At 71.0% G+C, this 15,262-nt stretch carries 13 protein-coding genes; 7 read left to right on the top strand and 6 right to left on the bottom strand.

Features of this window, described 5'->3' with window-relative positions; genetic code table 11:
- Positions 1-44 precede the first annotated feature (44 nt).
- Both ACGFJ7_RS06515 and ACGFJ7_RS06510 read left to right on the top strand, forming a co-directional pair.
- Positions 45-473, top strand: a complete 429-nt coding sequence (locus ACGFJ7_RS06515) for a GNAT family N-acetyltransferase (protein ID WP_360247127.1) — start codon at positions 45-47, stop codon at positions 471-473.
- A complete protein-coding gene (locus tag ACGFJ7_RS06510) occupies positions 470-1,654 on the top strand; it encodes a low temperature requirement protein A (protein ID WP_360247125.1) in 1,185 nt (394 codons plus the stop codon). Before ACGFJ7_RS06515 ends, ACGFJ7_RS06510 begins: the two co-directional genes overlap by 4 nt.
- Here the strand turns inward: ACGFJ7_RS06510 and ACGFJ7_RS06505 are convergent.
- Positions 1,611-2,231: a TetR/AcrR family transcriptional regulator gene (locus tag ACGFJ7_RS06505; protein ID WP_392641319.1), complete on the bottom strand. Its 621-nt coding sequence runs from the start codon at positions 2,229-2,231 to the stop codon at positions 1,611-1,613. The genes ACGFJ7_RS06510 and ACGFJ7_RS06505 overlap by 44 nt on opposite strands.
- An 8-nt stretch (positions 2,232-2,239) precedes the next feature.
- On the opposite strand from ACGFJ7_RS06505, the gene ACGFJ7_RS06500 reads away from it, so the two are divergent.
- On the top strand, positions 2,240-2,689 hold the full coding sequence (locus ACGFJ7_RS06500) for an AhpC/TSA family protein (RefSeq protein WP_360248249.1): 450 nt from the start codon (positions 2,240-2,242) through the stop codon (positions 2,687-2,689).
- A gap of 255 nt (positions 2,690-2,944) precedes the next feature.
- A complete protein-coding gene (locus tag ACGFJ7_RS06495; RefSeq protein ID WP_360248247.1) occupies positions 2,945-6,154 on the top strand; it encodes a S8 family serine peptidase in 3,210 nt (1,069 codons plus the stop codon).
- 58 nt (positions 6,155-6,212) lie between these two features.
- Here ACGFJ7_RS06495 and ACGFJ7_RS06490 read toward each other — a convergent pair whose 3' ends face one another.
- Positions 6,213-6,998: a hypothetical protein gene (locus tag ACGFJ7_RS06490; RefSeq protein ID WP_392641158.1), complete on the bottom strand. Its 786-nt coding sequence runs from the start codon at positions 6,996-6,998 to the stop codon at positions 6,213-6,215.
- Between the two features lie 114 nt (positions 6,999-7,112).
- Between ACGFJ7_RS06490 and ACGFJ7_RS06485 the strand changes: the two genes are divergently transcribed.
- Positions 7,113-8,876: a TrkA family potassium uptake protein gene (locus ACGFJ7_RS06485; RefSeq protein WP_360247122.1), complete on the top strand. Its 1,764-nt coding sequence runs from the start codon at positions 7,113-7,115 to the stop codon at positions 8,874-8,876.
- Here the strand turns inward: ACGFJ7_RS06485 and ACGFJ7_RS06480 are convergent.
- Positions 8,856-10,136, bottom strand: coding sequence for a DUF4032 domain-containing protein (locus tag ACGFJ7_RS06480; RefSeq protein WP_360247120.1), 1,281 nt, complete (start codon positions 10,134-10,136; stop codon positions 8,856-8,858). The two genes, ACGFJ7_RS06485 and ACGFJ7_RS06480, sit on opposite strands and share 21 nt — an antisense overlap.
- Before the next feature lie 60 nt (positions 10,137-10,196).
- On the opposite strand from ACGFJ7_RS06480, the gene ACGFJ7_RS06475 reads away from it, so the two are divergent.
- A complete protein-coding gene (locus tag ACGFJ7_RS06475; RefSeq protein ID WP_360247118.1) occupies positions 10,197-11,642 on the top strand; it encodes a serine protease in 1,446 nt (481 codons plus the stop codon).
- Positions 11,643-11,652: 10 nt separating this feature from the next.
- Positions 11,653-12,372, top strand: a complete 720-nt coding sequence (locus ACGFJ7_RS06470; protein WP_360247116.1) for a phosphatase PAP2 family protein — start codon at positions 11,653-11,655, stop codon at positions 12,370-12,372.
- Here ACGFJ7_RS06470 and nagA read toward each other — a convergent pair.
- From nagA to ACGFJ7_RS06455, 3 genes are read right to left on the bottom strand one after another with little or no spacing between them, the layout of a single operon-like run.
- Positions 12,331-13,419, bottom strand: coding sequence for an N-acetylglucosamine-6-phosphate deacetylase (nagA, locus tag ACGFJ7_RS06465; protein WP_360247114.1), 1,089 nt, complete (start codon positions 13,417-13,419; stop codon positions 12,331-12,333). The genes ACGFJ7_RS06470 and nagA overlap by 42 nt on opposite strands.
- Entirely contained in the window at positions 13,416-14,336 is a 921-nt protein-coding gene (locus ACGFJ7_RS06460; RefSeq protein WP_360247112.1) for an ROK family protein, read from the bottom strand. The genes nagA and ACGFJ7_RS06460 overlap by 4 nt, the downstream gene beginning before the upstream one ends.
- Positions 14,333-15,247 (bottom strand): sugar isomerase, encoded by a 915-nt coding sequence (locus ACGFJ7_RS06455; RefSeq protein WP_360247110.1) that lies wholly within the window; start codon positions 15,245-15,247, stop codon positions 14,333-14,335. The genes ACGFJ7_RS06460 and ACGFJ7_RS06455 overlap by 4 nt, the downstream gene beginning before the upstream one ends.
- Positions 15,248-15,262 lie beyond the last annotated feature (15 nt).

Here is a 15,262-nt window from a genome sequence, read left to right as displayed (position 1 = left end):
CTACGACCTGGGTACGACGGGACCCGCCACCTATCGTGGTCGCCATGCGTATCGAGCGGATCATCGAAGCCGCGGCGGTGTACGCCGCCGCGGAGCTGTTCGACACGCCGCCGCTGCCGGGGGCGACCGAGCGGTTTCTCGCCAGCCCGGGACACCATCTGCTGCTGGCGTACGACCAGGACGGCGTACCCGTGGGAATGGTTTCGGGGGTGGAATTGACCCACCCGGACAAGGGCACCGAGATGTTCATCTACGAGCTCGGTGTGACCGAGGCGGCGCGCGGTCACGGAGTCGCCACCCGTCTGGTCGAAGAGTTGGCGGCGATCGCCCGGCGCGGCGGCTGCTACGGCATGTGGGTCGGCACCGAGCCGGAAAATGTCGCGGCCCGCGCCACGTACCGGCGGGCCGGCGCTTCCGAGGAGGCGCCGTTCACCCTCCTCAACTGGGATTTCATAGACGGAGAGCGCGAATGACGAGTCCGGTCCGCAACTTCCTGGCGCCGATGCGGGCGCGCTCGGCCGACGAGCCGCACCGCGTGTCGACGCCGCTGGAACTCTTCTTCGACCTCTGTTTCGTGGTGGCGGTGGCCCAGGCCGCCCTGCCGCTGCACCACAGCATCGCCGAACACCACGTCGGGCACGGGCTCTACGGCTACCTGACGGTGTTCTTCGCGATCTGGTGGGCGTGGATGAACTTCACCTGGTTCGCCTCGGCCTACGACACCGACGACGACGTCTACCGGATCACCACGCTGGTGCAGATCGCCGGCGCGCTGGTGTTGGCGGCCGGTGTCGAATCGGCCTTCGAACGGACCGACTTCCTGGTCATCACCATCGGGTATGTGGTCATGCGGCTCGCCCTGGTGTCGCAGTGGTTGCGGGCGGCCCGCTCCGACCCGCAGCGCCGGCCGACCGCCTACCGGTACGCGATCGGTGTGACCGTCGTCCAGGTGCTCTGGCTGCTGCGCCTGCTGATCCCGCACGACTCGCCGTGGATCACGCCCGCCTTCGTGGCGCTGGCCCTGCTGGAGCTGGCCGTGCCGGTGTGGGCCGAGGCGGCGCCGGGCGGGCCGACGACCTACCACCCGCATCACATCACCGAGCGGTACGGCCTGTTCACGATCATCGTGCTGGGTGAGGCCGTGCTGTCGGCGACGGTCGCGTTCCAGAGTGCCCTCAACGAGGGTGATGGCACCGATCAGACCGAACTGATCATGCTGGCGGTCTCCGGCATCGTGATCGTCTTCGCGCTGTGGTGGACGTACTTCGACCGGTCGGCGCACAACCTGATCACCCGGCTGCGGACGTCGCTGATGTGGGGTTACGGCCACTACTTCATCTTCGCGGCGGCGGCCGCGGTCGGCGCCGGCATCGGCGTCAACGTCGACTACGTGACCCACCACGCGGAGATCTCCCGGACCGTGGCCGCGTACGCGATCGCGGTGCCGGTGGCGGTCTACCTGTTCTTCGTCTGGCTGCTGCACATCCGCCCCCACCAGCGGGGGCTGCTGCTGGCCACGTACCCGGCCGGTGTCGTCTGCTGCCTGCTGACGCCGTTGGTGCCGGGCTCGATCGCGGTGCTCGCGGTGTTGCTGGTCGTCCTGGTCGCGGTCAACTCGGCCGGCGCCCGCCGGGTTCCCGACCCGATCGGCTGAGCCCGCGCAGCACGACGTCGAGGCCGCCCGCGAACTCCCGCTCGGGCGAGACGTCGCGGGCGGCGCGAGCGGTCTCCCGCATGATCGGGAAATCGGTCTGAGCGGCGATGGCCTCGGTACCGGGGCCATCGAGGGCGCCGAGCTGTTCCTGGAGCAGGGCGCCGTTGAGGTATCCGACCAGCGCCCGCAGCGCGATCACCCGGTCGGTGCCGGTGAAGCCGGCCCCGGCCAGGACCGTCACCACGGTCTCGGCCCAGCGCAGCAGCGGGCGGCTGCGCTGGCGATTGGCGATCAGAAGCGGCACCGCCCGCGGGCGGGCGCCGACCTGATCCCGTACCCGCAAGGAAAGGGTTTTGATCTGGTTCGTCCATTGCGGATCGGCGGGCGGGGACGTGTCGAGATCGCGCAGGCACCAGTCGGCCACGAGCAGTTCGAGCTCGTCGCGGTCGGCCACGTAGCGGTAGAGCGCCATGGTGCTCATCGCGAGCTCGGTGGCGACGGCGCGCATGGTCAGCCCGGCCAGGCCGTCGCGGTCGATGACGGCGAGCGCGGCCTCGGCGAGGCGGTCGGGGTGCAGGGTGTCCCATCTGCAATCTCCATCTCCAGTCGATCGTCCGGCGGCACGCCGAGATCGAGGCGGCCGGCATCCGCGAGATTGTCGTCTTCCATTCGCCGGCCGAGGAGCTTCGGCAGTACGACCTGCCGTTCGCCGTCATCCCCGATCCGGAGAAGAGGCTCTATCGGGAGTACGGGGTGCAGGCGTCGCCGCGGTCGCTGCTGCATCCGCGGGCGTGGTGGCCTCTGATACGGGCCGTCGCGCGCAGCTCGGTGATGATCGCGCGGCGGCGGGAAGCGGGCCCGGCCGGCACTCAGGCGCAGGGGCGGCTCGGGCTGCCGGCGGATTTCCTGATCGCGCCGGACGGGCGCACGGTGACGAGCAAGTTCGGGCATCATGCGTACGACCAATGGGATGTCGACGAGATCCTGCGGGTCGGGCAATTGGCTTCGCATGGGCCTATATCGATGGACCCATAGCGGGTGTTTCCCCTGGTAACCGGCCGGAAATCTGCTGGATTCCATGCGTCGAACGTAATGTCACGGGCTCGTCACGACGTTATCGACCGTAGTGACTTCTATTCCGATCGATCGGAAGATTCTCCAGATGCGCTCTGTGCACCCCCGCTGAGCGCCTTCCTTCCGGAGGACCCGTACGTGAGACAACAATCCACATGGGGCCGTCGAACGTTCATCTCGGTTCTGGCGGCCGGTCTGGCCACCGGCGCGGCGACGATGACCGGTTCGCTCCCGGCCGCGGCGGAGCCCGGCTCGGGCGTTCTGCCCGCCGCACAGCAGCGTGCTTCCGACACCCCCAAGGAGTCGCCGGCCGACACCCTCGGCTCGCACGACGCCGAACTGCTGGCCCAGGCCGAAGCGGCCAAGAAGAAGAACGTCACGGTCATCATCGCGGCCGAGGACGGCAAGTCGGCCGAGGTGGCCGCCAAGATCGAGGCCCTGGGCGGCGTCGTGGCGCGGCGCTTCGACCAGATCGGCTACGTGCTGGCCTCGGTGCCGACCGGCCGGGTCGTCGCCGCCGCCAAGCTCGCCGGCATTCAGGCCGTCGACCTGGACGAGACCATCAAGCTGCCCGAGGCCGACCTGGCCGGCACGCAGTCGGCCAAGCCGGCCGCGCCGCCGGCGCCTCCGGGCCCGCAGACGCCGGCCGCGAACCCGTACCTGCCGACCGACGAGACCGGCTCGGTGGACTTCAAGAAGAAGAACCCGAAGTACGACGGTCGCGGCATCACCATCGGCATCATGGACTCCGGTGTGGACATCGCGCACCCGGCCCTCCAGAAGACCACCACCGGCGAGCGCAAGATCGTCGACTGGGTCACCTCGACCGACCCGGTGCTCGAGGGCGACGGCTCGTGGCGGGCCATGATCACCTCGGTCGCCGGCCCCTCGTTCACCTTCGCGGGCGCGACCTGGAAAGCACCGGCCGGCAACTACCGGGTCAACCGCTTCAGCGAGTCGATCACCAAGGCCAGCGACGCCGCCGGTGACGTCAACCGCGACGGCGACACCACCGACACCTGGGGCATCCTCTACGACCCGGAGTCGCACGACATCCGTGTCGACGTCAACCAGAACTTCGACTTCACCGACGACGCCGTGATGCGGCCGTACAAGGAGAAGTACGACATCGGCTACTTCGGCACCGACAACCCGGCCACCGCGGTGGCCGAGCGGATGCCGTTCGTCGTCGAGTATCGCGAGGACGTCGACATCGAGCCGGCCGGCTACCCCGCGGGCACGGTCGCCGACTTCGTCAACATCGGCATCCCGGAGAGCCTGCACGCTTCGCACGTGGCCGGTATCGCCGCCGGTAACGACCTGCTCGGCAACGCCAACTTCGACGGCCAGGCCCCCGGCGCGAAGATCGTTTCGTCCCGGGCCTGCTCGTGGGGTGGCGGCTGCACCGCCGCCGCGCTGACCACCGGCATGTCCGACCTGGTCATCAACCGGCACGTCGACGTGATCAACATGTCGATCGGCGGCCTGCCCGCGCTCAACGACGGCAACAACGCGCGGGCCGACCTCTACAACGACCTGATCCGCAAGTACGGCGTGCAGATGTTCATCTCGGCCGGCAACAGCGGCCCGGGTGTCAACACGATCGGCGACCCGTCGGTGGCCACCGACGTGGTCAGCGTCGCCGCCAGCATCACCAAGGAAACCTGGCTCTCCAACTACGGCGCCGTCACCCGCAAGAACCAGCAGCTCATCCCGTTCTCCTCGCGGGGACCGCGGGAGGACGGCGGGTTCAAGCCGAACATCGCGGCGCCCGGTTCGGCCGTCTCGCTGAGCCCGACCTGGGAGGTCGTGCCCGGCCTGGCCACCGTGCCGTACACGCTGCCGCCCGGCTACTCGATGCAGAACGGCACCTCGATGGCCTCCCCGCAGGCCGCCGGTGGTGCGGCGCTGCTGCTCTCGGCGGCCAAGCAGAACGGCCTCAAGGTCTCGCCGGCGTCGCTGCGCCGGGCGATCTACTCGACCGCCGACACCATCGGAGGCGAGCAGGTCAACGAGCAGGGTTACGGCCAGCTCGACGTGCCCAGCGCGTGGACGCTGCTGAAGAAGAAGTCGGCGACCCGCGACTACACGTCGTCGGCGCCGGTCTGCACGCCGCTGGACGACCTGCTGGCCACCGACGGCCAGGGCGTCGGCCTCTACAACCGGTGCGCGGCCTCGGCCGGCGGTTTCAAGCCCGGGCAGACCAAGGTCGTCAACATCAAGCTGACCCGTACGTCGGGACCGAGCTACCCGGTGCTCCACAAGCTCAGCTGGAAGGGCGACCGGGGTAACTTCCTGTCGTCGCCGCTGGTCGTGCTGCCGCTGAAGAAGACGGTCACCGTGCCGGTCGTGGTCCGCGCCAACAACGGCGTCACGGCTGGTCTGCTCGAGGTCGACGACCCGAGCACCCCGGTCATCGACTTCGAGGTGCTGAACACGGTCGTGGCCGCTGTCGAGTCGCCGAAGCCGGCGTACTCCAACACCTTCAAGGGCGCGGTCGACCGCAGCTCGACGACCTCGTTCTACGTCAACGTGCCGGTCGGCACGAAGGCGCTGCAGGTCGACCTGTCCGGCCTCGCGGCCGGCTCGCAGACCCGGTGGATCGGCATCAACCCGTACGGTGTGCCGGTCGAGGACACCGCGTCGACGGCCTGCTACAGCAACTACAGCGACGAGGCGGCCTGCAAGCCGAGCGAGCGGGCGTACGAGAACCCGATCCCCGGCGTCTGGGAGCTCGAGGTCGAGTCGCGGCGCACCACCCCGGTGCTGAGCAACCCGTTCACGCTGACCGCCAAGGTGCAGGGTGTGACGGTCACGCCGGAGACCACGACGCTGTCGAACGTGACGGTCGGCGCGGCCAACCCGGTCACCTGGACCGTGAAGAACAACTTCGGCCCGGTGAAGGTCACCGCGCAGGGCGGCCCGCTCGGCAGCGCCAACCGGCAGCGGCCGACGATCGCCGAGGGCGAGAGCCAGGAGTTCACGTTCACGCTGCCGGCCGGCTCGGCCTCGCTGAACGTGGCGATCGGCAACCCGGCCGACGCGGCGGCCGACCTCGACCTGAGCCTGTACCGGGACGGCGAACTGGTCGGGCAGGACGCGGACGGCGACTCGGAGGAGTCGATCTCGCTGGCGAACCCGCCGGCGGGCGACTACCGGGTCGTGGTCGACGGCTATTCGGTGCCCGCGGGCTCGACGGCCTACGACTACCTGGACGTCTACTACAGCACCGCGCTGGGCACGGTGGACGTGCCGGGTGCGGCGACCACCCTGGCCAACGGGGCGAGCACCACGGTGACCGGCTCGGTCACGGTGGCCTCGACGCCGCCGGCGAACCGGGAGCTCTTCGGTGACCTGGCCATCGTGACGGACGAGGGCGCGGTCGTCGGCCGGGCCACGGTCGTCGTGGCGTCGATCGCCGGCTGAGCACGGCCGAAACAGGAAGGCCCGTCCCTGGTGGGGCGGGCCTTCCTGGGTGAGAGGACTACTTGTACTGCTGGTCGATCCCGGCGACCGGGCGGCCGTTCGGCGAGAACTGGCGGTGCTCGTCGACCGGCTCCTCGTGCAGGCGCGGGTCGTCAGGGGTCGCGGCGGGGGCCGGCTTGGGCCGCTTGTTCGGCTTCGGCTGGGCGGGCGCGGCGTCGGCGGCCGGGATGATGGCCATGCCGCCGGCCGGGAGGCCGCTGGTGTCGGGGGTGTTGCCGGCCGCCTTGCGGGCGATCGGCCGGTTCAGGCCGGGCGAGGGCCGGCCGTCGGGCATGAGCAGGCCGCCGACCAGCGGCAGACCGCCGCCGGACAGGCCACCGGAGTTGCCCAGCAGCGGCAGGTTCTGCAGCGGCAGCTGCCGCAGGGGGAGATCCTGGAGCGGGTTGTCCTGCAGCGGGACGTCGCGCAGCGGCCGGTCGAGGGCCTGCCCGCTGCGGGTGCGCTGGAGCGTGCCGCCGACCACGTCGGCCGCCGGGAGCTGCGGCTTCGGCTCGTTGGCGGCGTTGCCGGGCAGCAGCGGGTTCAGGTCGGGCGTGCCGGTCGGCGCCTTGAATCCCACGACGGGGTTCTGCGCGAGCGGGCTGTCGTTGAGCGAGCTGTAGCGCAGCGGATTGTCCACATTGACGCCGTTGCTCTGCCCGAGCAGGTCGGCGAGACGCTGGTCGAGCTGCTGCTCGGCGGTGTCGGTACCCGCGCCCGGGATCAGATCGGCCTGCGCGGGGGTGGCCCCGAACAGGAAGATCCCTCCGGCGAGCACCACTCCGGCGACGATCGTTTTGCGCACTGAACTCCTCCTGGCGACTGGGGGATGCTGACCATTAGCCCTAATTCGGACTAAAGGCTCGGATGGGGCAACGAGCGGCCCCGGTGGCGGGTTCCGGCTGGTTACGATCGCGGCGTGGCAACCGATCAAGGTAGATCCTTCATGGCGCGGCTGCGCGAGCGGACGAGCGACGCCCGTCCGCACCTGGTCGTCTGCGGATCGGACGCCCTGGTCTACACGCTGGCCGAGGAGCTGGCCCGGTCCGGCCACCGGGTCCGGCTCACCCTGATCACGCCGCCCGAGCTGAAGTCGGCCGTAACCGATCTGGGTGACCTACGGGCCCGGGGCGTCCGGGTGATCACCGCGACCCGGCTCGACGAGCGCACCTTTCGCGACGCCGGGCTGGCCGGGGCCGACGCGCTGGCCCTGGTGATGCCGGACGACATGGTCAACCTGCACGCCGCGCTCTGCGCCCGCGCGGTCGAGGGTGACCTGCGGCTCGTCATCCGCATGTTCAACACCGGTCTGGCGTACGGGGTGCGGCGGCTCTTCGCCGACTGCGCGGTGCTGTCGGACGCCGCGATGGCCGCGCCGGCCTTCGTCGCGGCCGCGCTCGGCGAGGTCGCGCCGACCCACTTCCGCTACGCGGCCCGCACGATGAACGTGGCCAAACGGGCCGACGTGCCGGACGACGCGGTCCTGCTCACACTGGCCACTTCGGACGGCAACGGGCGGACGACGGTGCTGCCGCCGGACTCGGAACCCCGCCCGGCCGATCTCGTACTGGCCGAGGCCGGGCGGCGCCCGGCCGCACAGGCGGTGACCGCCCGCCGGCTGTCCCGCGAGGGCCGGCGCCGGCGGCCGTGGCTGTCGATCGGCCGGGCCGTCCGGGTCGGCCTGAGCCGCAAGCTCGGCATCGCGGTGCTGGTCGCGCTGGGGCTCACCGTGGTGTCCGGCGCGCTGCTGACCCACTTCACCGGCGTGCAGGGATTCTGGAAGTCGATCTACGTCACGTTGCTGACCATGGTCGGCTCGTCCGATGTGGAGGAGAACCGGGATCCCGCGGCCCAGGCCGCGCAGCTGGTGCTGACCCTGGCCGGGGTGGCGCTGCTGCCGCTGGTCACCGCGGCCGTGGTCGACGGCGTGGTCAAGACGCGGCTGGCCCTGAACCGGGGCGAGATCCTCAAGGTCTACACGGGCCACATCGTGCTGGTCGGGCTGGGCAACGTCGGCACCCGGGTGCTGCGCCAGCTGACCGATCTCGGCCTCGACGTGGTGGCGATCGACCGCAACCCCGAGGCGCGGGGCGTCAAGGTGGCCGAGGATCTCGGCGTGCCGGTGATCATCGGCGACGCGGCGCTGGAGGCGACTCTGCGGTCGGCCTCCATCGCGAGCTGCCAGGCGCTGGTCGTGGTCTCCACCGACGACTCGGTCAACCTGCAGGCCGCCCTGCACGCGCGGCAGGCCCGCGACGGCATCCGGGTGGTGTTGCGGCTGTTCGACGACGACTTCGCGCGGCGGGTGCAGGACGCGTTCAACATCGACATCTCGCGCAGCGTCTCGCGGCTGTGCGCGCCGGCCTTCGCGGCCGCGATGCTGGAGCGCGAGGTGCTGGCCACCATCCCGGTCGAGCGGCACGCGCTGCTGGTGGCCGCGGTCAAGGTGACGGCCGGTTCGGCCCTGGACGGCGCCGCCCTGCAGGGCGCCGACCGGCCGGAGAGCGTCCGGGTGATCGGGATGACGGCGGCCGGGTCGGAGTGGGTCGACTGGACGCCCGACGCCCGGCGCGTGCTGGCGCCGGGCGACGAGATCGTGGTGGTGGCCCGCCGCGCCGGTCTGCGGATTCTGCTCGAGCAGGCGGCGCGGCCGCTGGACGCGCTAGACGCTGCCGGCGAGTGAGCCGACCTCGACGCCGAGGACGGCCTGCTCGTCGGGCTTCTTGGCCAGGATGTCCTTGAGGTAGGACTGCACGGCCGCGGCCATGCCCACGTCGCGGCCGGCCTGCTCGGAGAGCAGCCACTTGTGCTGGATGACCTGGGTGAAGATCTCCTGCGGCTCCAGTTTGCGGCGCAGGTCGGGCGGTACGGCCCGGACCACCGGCTCGAAGACTTCGGTGAGCCAGCGGTGCGCGGCCTGCTGCTCGTCGGTGAGCAGACTTTCGGCCCGGTACGTGTCCAGGTCGTTCAGCAGCTGCCGGGCCTGGTTCTCCTCGGCGTCCAGACCGGTCAGGCGCAGCAGGCGGCGCGTGTGGTAGCCGGCGTCGACGACCTTGGGGCGTACCCGATAACCGCCGTCCGTGGTGGACATGGCCACCTCGGCCACGTCGAAGCCGAGCTCGTTGAGGCGGCGGATGCGGCCCTCGATGTCGTGGCGGGCGTCGTCACGGGGCACCTTCTGCTCGTACGTCACCTCGTGCCACAGCCGTTCGTAGCGCGCCACGATGTCGTCGACCACGGCCTCGGGGTCGATCGACTCGTGCAGCAGCTCGGCCGCTTCCAGGTCGAGCAGCTCGCCGAAGATGTTGAGCCGCAGGATCTCGACGTCCTCGCTGCGCTGGCCCTCGGACAGCTTGGGGTACAGGTTGCCGGTCTCGGCGTCGACCAGGTACGCCGCGAAGGCGCCGGCGTCGCGGCGGAACAGCGTGTTCGACAGTGAGCAGTCGCCCCACGAGAAGCCGGTGAGGTGCATCCGCACCACCAGGGCGGCCAGCGCGTCGAGCAGCCGGTTGAGCGTGTTCGGCCGCAGCACGTGGGAGAACAGGGCGCGGTAGGGCAGCGAGAACTGCAGGTGCCGCGTGATCAGCACGCTTTCGAGGGGCTCGCCGTTCGCGTCCTCCCGGTCGGTGACGATGCCGACGGCCTCGACCGCGGGGAAGTCGATGCGCTCGAGCGCGCGCAACAGGTCGTACTCCTTCTCGGCGATCCGTTCCCGGGTCTCCTTCAGGGCGTACACCACGTTGTTGAGCTTCACGAACCGCACGATGTGGCGGGAGATGCCCTGAGGCAGGGCGACCAGGTGATCCGCGGGCCATTCCTCCAGCGGAATGCCCCACGGCAGTTCCAGCAGCGCTGGGTCGACGACGGCGGAAGTGATTCGCACCGAACCAGTGTGCACGCTCTTCCCGGCGCGTCGCTGCCGCAGGTGGCTCGTTACACACATGCGAGAACGCCTGATTAGCACATATGTCCCTGATATGACGTGAATGGCGGGTTGAACTAAATGCGACGTAAGGCAGGCATAGCAGTCGCGGCCTGCGCGGCTCTGGCCCTGACCGGCACGGCCGGCGCGACCGCGTGGAAGGCCGCGGGCGACAACCGGCCCGTCGGCACCTGGCAGCAGGCCCCATCGCCGGTGGAGCGCACGCCCGTCGCAGCGCAACAGACGGAAGAGGCGGAACAAGCGGAACAGGCGGACCGGGCGGACCAGGCGGCGGCCGGGGCGGAGGCGGCGCCGATGGCGGGAACGCCGGACGCGGCCGTCGACGGGGAAACAAAGGCCCCATCGGCCCCGAGCGCCGCCCCCGGGATGATCGACCAGGAGGGCCGGCACGAGTCGGCGTCCGCGGTGAAGGGCGACGGCCGGCAGAAGGTCGGCGAACTGCTCAGCGTGCGCAAGCTGCTCGGCTACCTGGGCGGCAAGCCGAAGAAGGAGACGTTCCGCTACCCCGGCGCGTCCTATGTGAAGCTGCACTTCTCCCGCCTGGAGATGCTGCCCGGCGACTACGTGACCGTCTCCAACGCCGACGGCACCGAGTCCTACCGCTACGACGCCCCCGAGCTCAGCGAGCACGACAGCGACCGCTGGGCCATGTCGGTCACCGGCGACACCGCGGTGCTGGAGATGCACCGCGGCCCGGCCGACCCGCTGCGGCTCGGCGAGCTGCTCGGCACGCTCGGCGTCGACGTCGACCGGGTGGCCAAGGGCTTCAGCCGCTCCGAACAGCGGGAACAGCCCGAGGAGCAGCTGACGGTTCCCGGCCGTACGGGCAAGGAGGAGTCCGTCTGCGGCAGCGACACCTCGGCCGACGCGGTCTGCTACCGCTCGTCCGATCCGGTGGCCTACATGAAGTCGAAGGCTGTCGCCCGGCTCCTGATCAACGGGACCGAGCTGTGCACCGGCTGGCGGATCGGCACGCAGAACCGCATGCTCACCAACAACCACTGCTTCACCAACACGGCCGAGGCGCACGACACCGAGGTCTGGTTCAACTACCAGTGCGCGCAGTGCGGTGGCTACGACGTCTACAAGCCGACCAAGGTCTGGGGCGCCTCGGTCCTGACGACCGACCGCGTCTACGACTTCACGCTCTTCTCGGTCTCCAACTTCGCGGCCGTACGCAAATTCGGCTACCTGACCCTCGACACCGCCCGCCCGGCCAAGAACCAGGAGCTGTACGTGCCGCAGCACCCGGCCGGCGAGCCCACCCGGATCGCCGGGTCGCTGGGCGAGAAGGCCGGCAACTGCTCGGTGGTCGACCCCGGCTACAACGGTTACGCGACCCAGTCCGACGTCGCGTACTACTGCGACACCGAGGGCGGCTCGTCCGGCTCGCCGGTGCTGAGCCGCAAGACCGACAAGGTGGTTGCCCTGCACCACTTCGGCGGCTGCCCCAACTCGGGCGTCCGCGGCGACCTGCTGGCCGCGAAGTTGCGCCCGTACATCTAGTTTTGAGGGCGTGCGTAAACCGAAGAGCTGGTGGCCCGACGTCGCGTTCCTCGCGGCGTTCGTCGCGCTCACCGTCGCCCTGATCAACGGCCACCTGCTGACGCTCGACCAGCGGGTGGCCGATTGGGCGTTCGCGCATCAGCCCGATCCGGTCTACTGGACGGCCCGGGTGCTGAACTACTTCGGGCAGGGCGGCCAGGTGCTGATGCCGGTCGCGCTGATCCTGACCGGCGTGCTCACGTGGCGGACCCGGTCGGTGCGCGCGGTGCTGCCTTTCGTGGCGGCTTTCCTGCTGACGTACGTCACCATCGGGCCCCTGAAGATCTGGGCCGACCGCGCGGCGCCGCGTTTCGACGGGCCGGACAAGACGGTCATGCACAATCCGTACGCGTCCGGGGCCGAGGCAATGAGCTACCCCTCGGGGCACCTGGGCAACTCGCTCGTCTGGTACGCGGTGCTGGCCTTCCTGATCGCGGCGCTGCTCCGGCGGCCGCTGTCGTCGCGCGAGACCATCCTGATCCGGGTCGTGCCGGTGGCGATCGTCTTCTGCACGACCGTGTACACAGGCTTCCATTGGCTGACCGACTCGGTGGCCGGGCTGCTGCTCGGGCTGGTGCTGGCGCGGCTGATCTCTCGTGTGCGCTGGGACGCGCTTCCCCTGCCGCGGCTCGGGGGCTGGGAGCGGCCGTTAGACCCACACCCCGCGCCGCATGACGCGCTTAACCGTTAAGTCCGGATTCAGTACGACGAGGTCGGCGCTCAGGCCGGCCTCCAGCGCGCCGGTCTGATCGGCGAGGCCGAGGACCCGGGCCGGGGTGGTGCTGGCCATGGCGACGGCGTCGGGCAGGGAGATGCCGGCCGCGACCGTGTTGCGCAGGGCCACGTCCATGGTCAGGGTGCTGCCGGCGATCGAGTCGTTGCGGGCCAGACGGGCCACGCCGTCGGCCACGATCACCTGCTGGCCGCCCAGGTCGTAGGAGCCGTCGGCCATGCCGGTGGCGTCGATCGCGTCGGTGATCAGCGCCGCCTTGTCCGGGCCGGCGGTCCGGGCCGCGAAGGCCAGCATGCCCGGGTGCAGGTGGATGTTGTCGGCGATCAGCTCGCTCACCACCGGCGAGGCGAGGAGCCCGATCACCGGGCCGGGTTCGCGGTGGTGCGGCGGGCGCATGCCGTTGAACAGGTGGGTGCCGACGGTCGCGCCGGCCGCGACACCGGCCAGGGTCTGCTCGTACGTGGCGTCGGTGTGCCCGACCGCGGCGGCCACCCCCTTCTCGCGCAGGAAGGCGATCGCCTCCAGGGCGCCCGGAAGCTCGGGGGCGATCGTCACCAGGCGTACGGCCTCGGTCTTGATCAGCTCTTGCAGTTCGTCGATCGAGGGGTCGCGCAGGTGGTCCGGGTTCTGGGCGCCGCAGCGGACCTGGGACAGGTACGGGCCCTCGTAGTGCACGCCCGCGAGGACGCCGGCCTCGATCAACGGCAGGTAGGCCGCCGTGGCGTCGCGCATCAGCTCGAACGGGGAGCTGACCAGGCTGGCCAGCATGGTCGTGGTGCCGTGGCCGAGGTGGAAGGCGGCCGCGGCCCGGGCCGACTCGGCGTCGCCGGTGGTGAAGGTGTGGCCGCCGCCGCCGTGGCAGTGGATGTCGACGAAGCCGGGCACGATGACGTCGTCGCCCGCGCTGTTGCCGGCGGTGACCTCGAGGATCGTCGGGCCGTCGACCTCGACGTAACCCTCGACGACGGCGCCGGGACGGACGATGCGGCCGCCGATGCGGGTCACTGTGTCTCCTGAAGGTGGTCGAGGGCGAGCAGGGCCGCGCCGAGGCAGCCGGCCTCGTCGCCGAGGTCCGCGCGCACGATCTCGGGGGCCCGGTGGAAGGTGATCCGGGCGGCGAACGCCTCGCGCAGCGGGCCGAGCAGCGCCTCGCCCGCCTCGGCCAGGCCGCCGCCGAGCACCAGCACGTCGACGTCGTACAGGGCCTGGGCGATGACCAGGCCGTCGGCCAGCACGTCGACGGCTTCGAGCCAGACCGTACGGGCCAGCTCGTCGGTACCCAGCCGGCTGACCACGTCGAAGGCGGTCGCGCCGGGCTCGCCGGACAGCTCCGCGTAGCGGCGGCCGACCGCCTTGGCCGAGGTGTGCGCCTCCAGGCAGCCGGTCTGACCGCAGCCGCAGGCGTTGCCGCCGGGGCGGACCACTATGTGGCCGAGCTCGCCGGCCGCGCCGTGCGCGCCCGGATAGCCGGCGCCGTCGACGACCAGGGCGGCCGCGATGCCGGTGCCGATGGCCACGAAGAGCACGTGGCCGCGGCCGCGGCCGGCGCCCTGCCGGGCCTCGGCGATACCGCCGACGCGTACGTCATGACCGAGCGCGGCCGGAAGGCCGAGCCGCTTCTCCAGCCGGTCACGCACCGGGACGTCGCGGAAGCCGATGTTCGACGACCAGACGGCGATGCCGTTCTTCTCGTCGACGACGCCGGGCACGGCGATGCCGGTGGCGATGGGCGTCAGATCCTTGCCGCGGGCGGTGGCGGCCAGCCCGTCGGCGATGCCGGCGATGTTGTCGAGGACGGCCTCGGGGCCGCGCTCGGCCAGCGTGGGGTGGCGCTCGGAGTGGTGAACCGTGCCGTCCGTGCCGACCAGGGCGCACTTCATGCCCGTGCCGCCCACGTCGAGGGCGACGACGACGTTCGTCATCCCAGGATCACGGAGCGGGTGAGGTTGCGGGGGTGGTCGGGGTCGAGGCCCTGGCTGGTGGCGAGCAGCACGGCGACGCGCTGGGCCACGACCAGGTCGGCCATCGGGTCGAGCGGGGCCCGGCCGCCGCACCAGCTGCCCAGGGCGGCGTAACCGCCGTGGTGCCGGCTGTGCACGAACGAGGCGCCGGTGGCCTCCACGTCGTCGGCCAGCCCGGCCGGGATGTCGCCGAAGGCCCAGACGACGCGGCGCGGGGCGGCGATCGCGATCGGGCCGTGCCGGTAGTCCATGGCCGGGTACGCCTCGGCCCAGTAGCCGGCGGCCTCCCGGCACTTCAGGGCGGCCTCCTCGGCCAGGCCCACGGTCCAGCCCCGGCCCAGGAAGGTGATCTGCTCGGCCAGGGCGGGGTGCACCGGCAGCGGCAGGCGGATGGCGACCTCGGCGTCGGCCGCGACCGGGTCCATGTCCTCGCCGAGGTGGGACCGCAACAGGGCCAGGGCGCTGGTGGCGAAGCGGGTCTGCACGACCGACCGCTCGTCGGCGAAGTCGAGCACGATGGCGTGGTCGGCTTCCCGCGCCGCTTTTTCGCTCCCGACGGCCGTGATCACCGTCGTGTTGCTCTCCCGCTTGATCAGATCCAGCACCTCGGTGGTGGTGCCCGAGCGGGTGATCGCGACAATCCGGTCGTAGGTGCGGCCGTGCGGGAACTCGGAGGCTTGGAAGGCGTCGGTCTCGCCGTGGCCGGCCCGTTCGCGCAACGACGCGTACGCCTTGGCCATGAACCACGACGTGCCGCACCCGACGACGGCGACCCGTTCGCCGTGGGCGGGCAGGCCCGGGGAGTCGGCCAGCTCGGCGGCCTTGCGCCAGCACTCGGGCTGGCTCGCGATCTCCACCTTGACGTAGCTCATGGGACACCCTTCACA

Origin of the sequence: Actinoplanes sp. NPDC048988, from assembly GCF_043197815.1 — a bacterium.
Classification (GTDB): domain Bacteria; phylum Actinomycetota; class Actinomycetes; order Mycobacteriales; family Micromonosporaceae; genus Actinoplanes.
The sequence above is the reverse complement of the archived record's forward strand: the minus strand, read 5'-3'. Positions and strand labels throughout refer to the sequence as shown.

Excerpts from the sequence above, each read along its gene's own strand:
- ACGFJ7_RS06495 (WP_360248247.1), top strand. The coding sequence starts at position 2,945 with ATGACCGGTTCGCTCCCGGCCGCGGCGGAGCCCGGCTCGGGCGTTCTG.
- ACGFJ7_RS06455 (WP_360247110.1), bottom strand. The coding sequence starts at position 15,247 with ATGAGCTACGTCAAGGTGGAGATCGCGAGCCAGCCCGAGTGCTGGCGC.
- ACGFJ7_RS06510 (WP_360247125.1), top strand. The coding sequence starts at position 470 with ATGACGAGTCCGGTCCGCAACTTCCTGGCGCCGATGCGGGCGCGCTCG.
- ACGFJ7_RS06460 (WP_360247112.1), bottom strand. The coding sequence starts at position 14,336 with ATGACGAACGTCGTCGTCGCCCTCGACGTGGGCGGCACGGGCATGAAG.
- ACGFJ7_RS06515 (WP_360247127.1), top strand. The coding sequence starts at position 45 with ATGCGTATCGAGCGGATCATCGAAGCCGCGGCGGTGTACGCCGCCGCG.
- ACGFJ7_RS06480 (WP_360247120.1), bottom strand. The coding sequence starts at position 10,136 with ATGTGTGTAACGAGCCACCTGCGGCAGCGACGCGCCGGGAAGAGCGTG.
- ACGFJ7_RS06475 (WP_360247118.1), top strand. The coding sequence starts at position 10,197 with ATGCGACGTAAGGCAGGCATAGCAGTCGCGGCCTGCGCGGCTCTGGCC.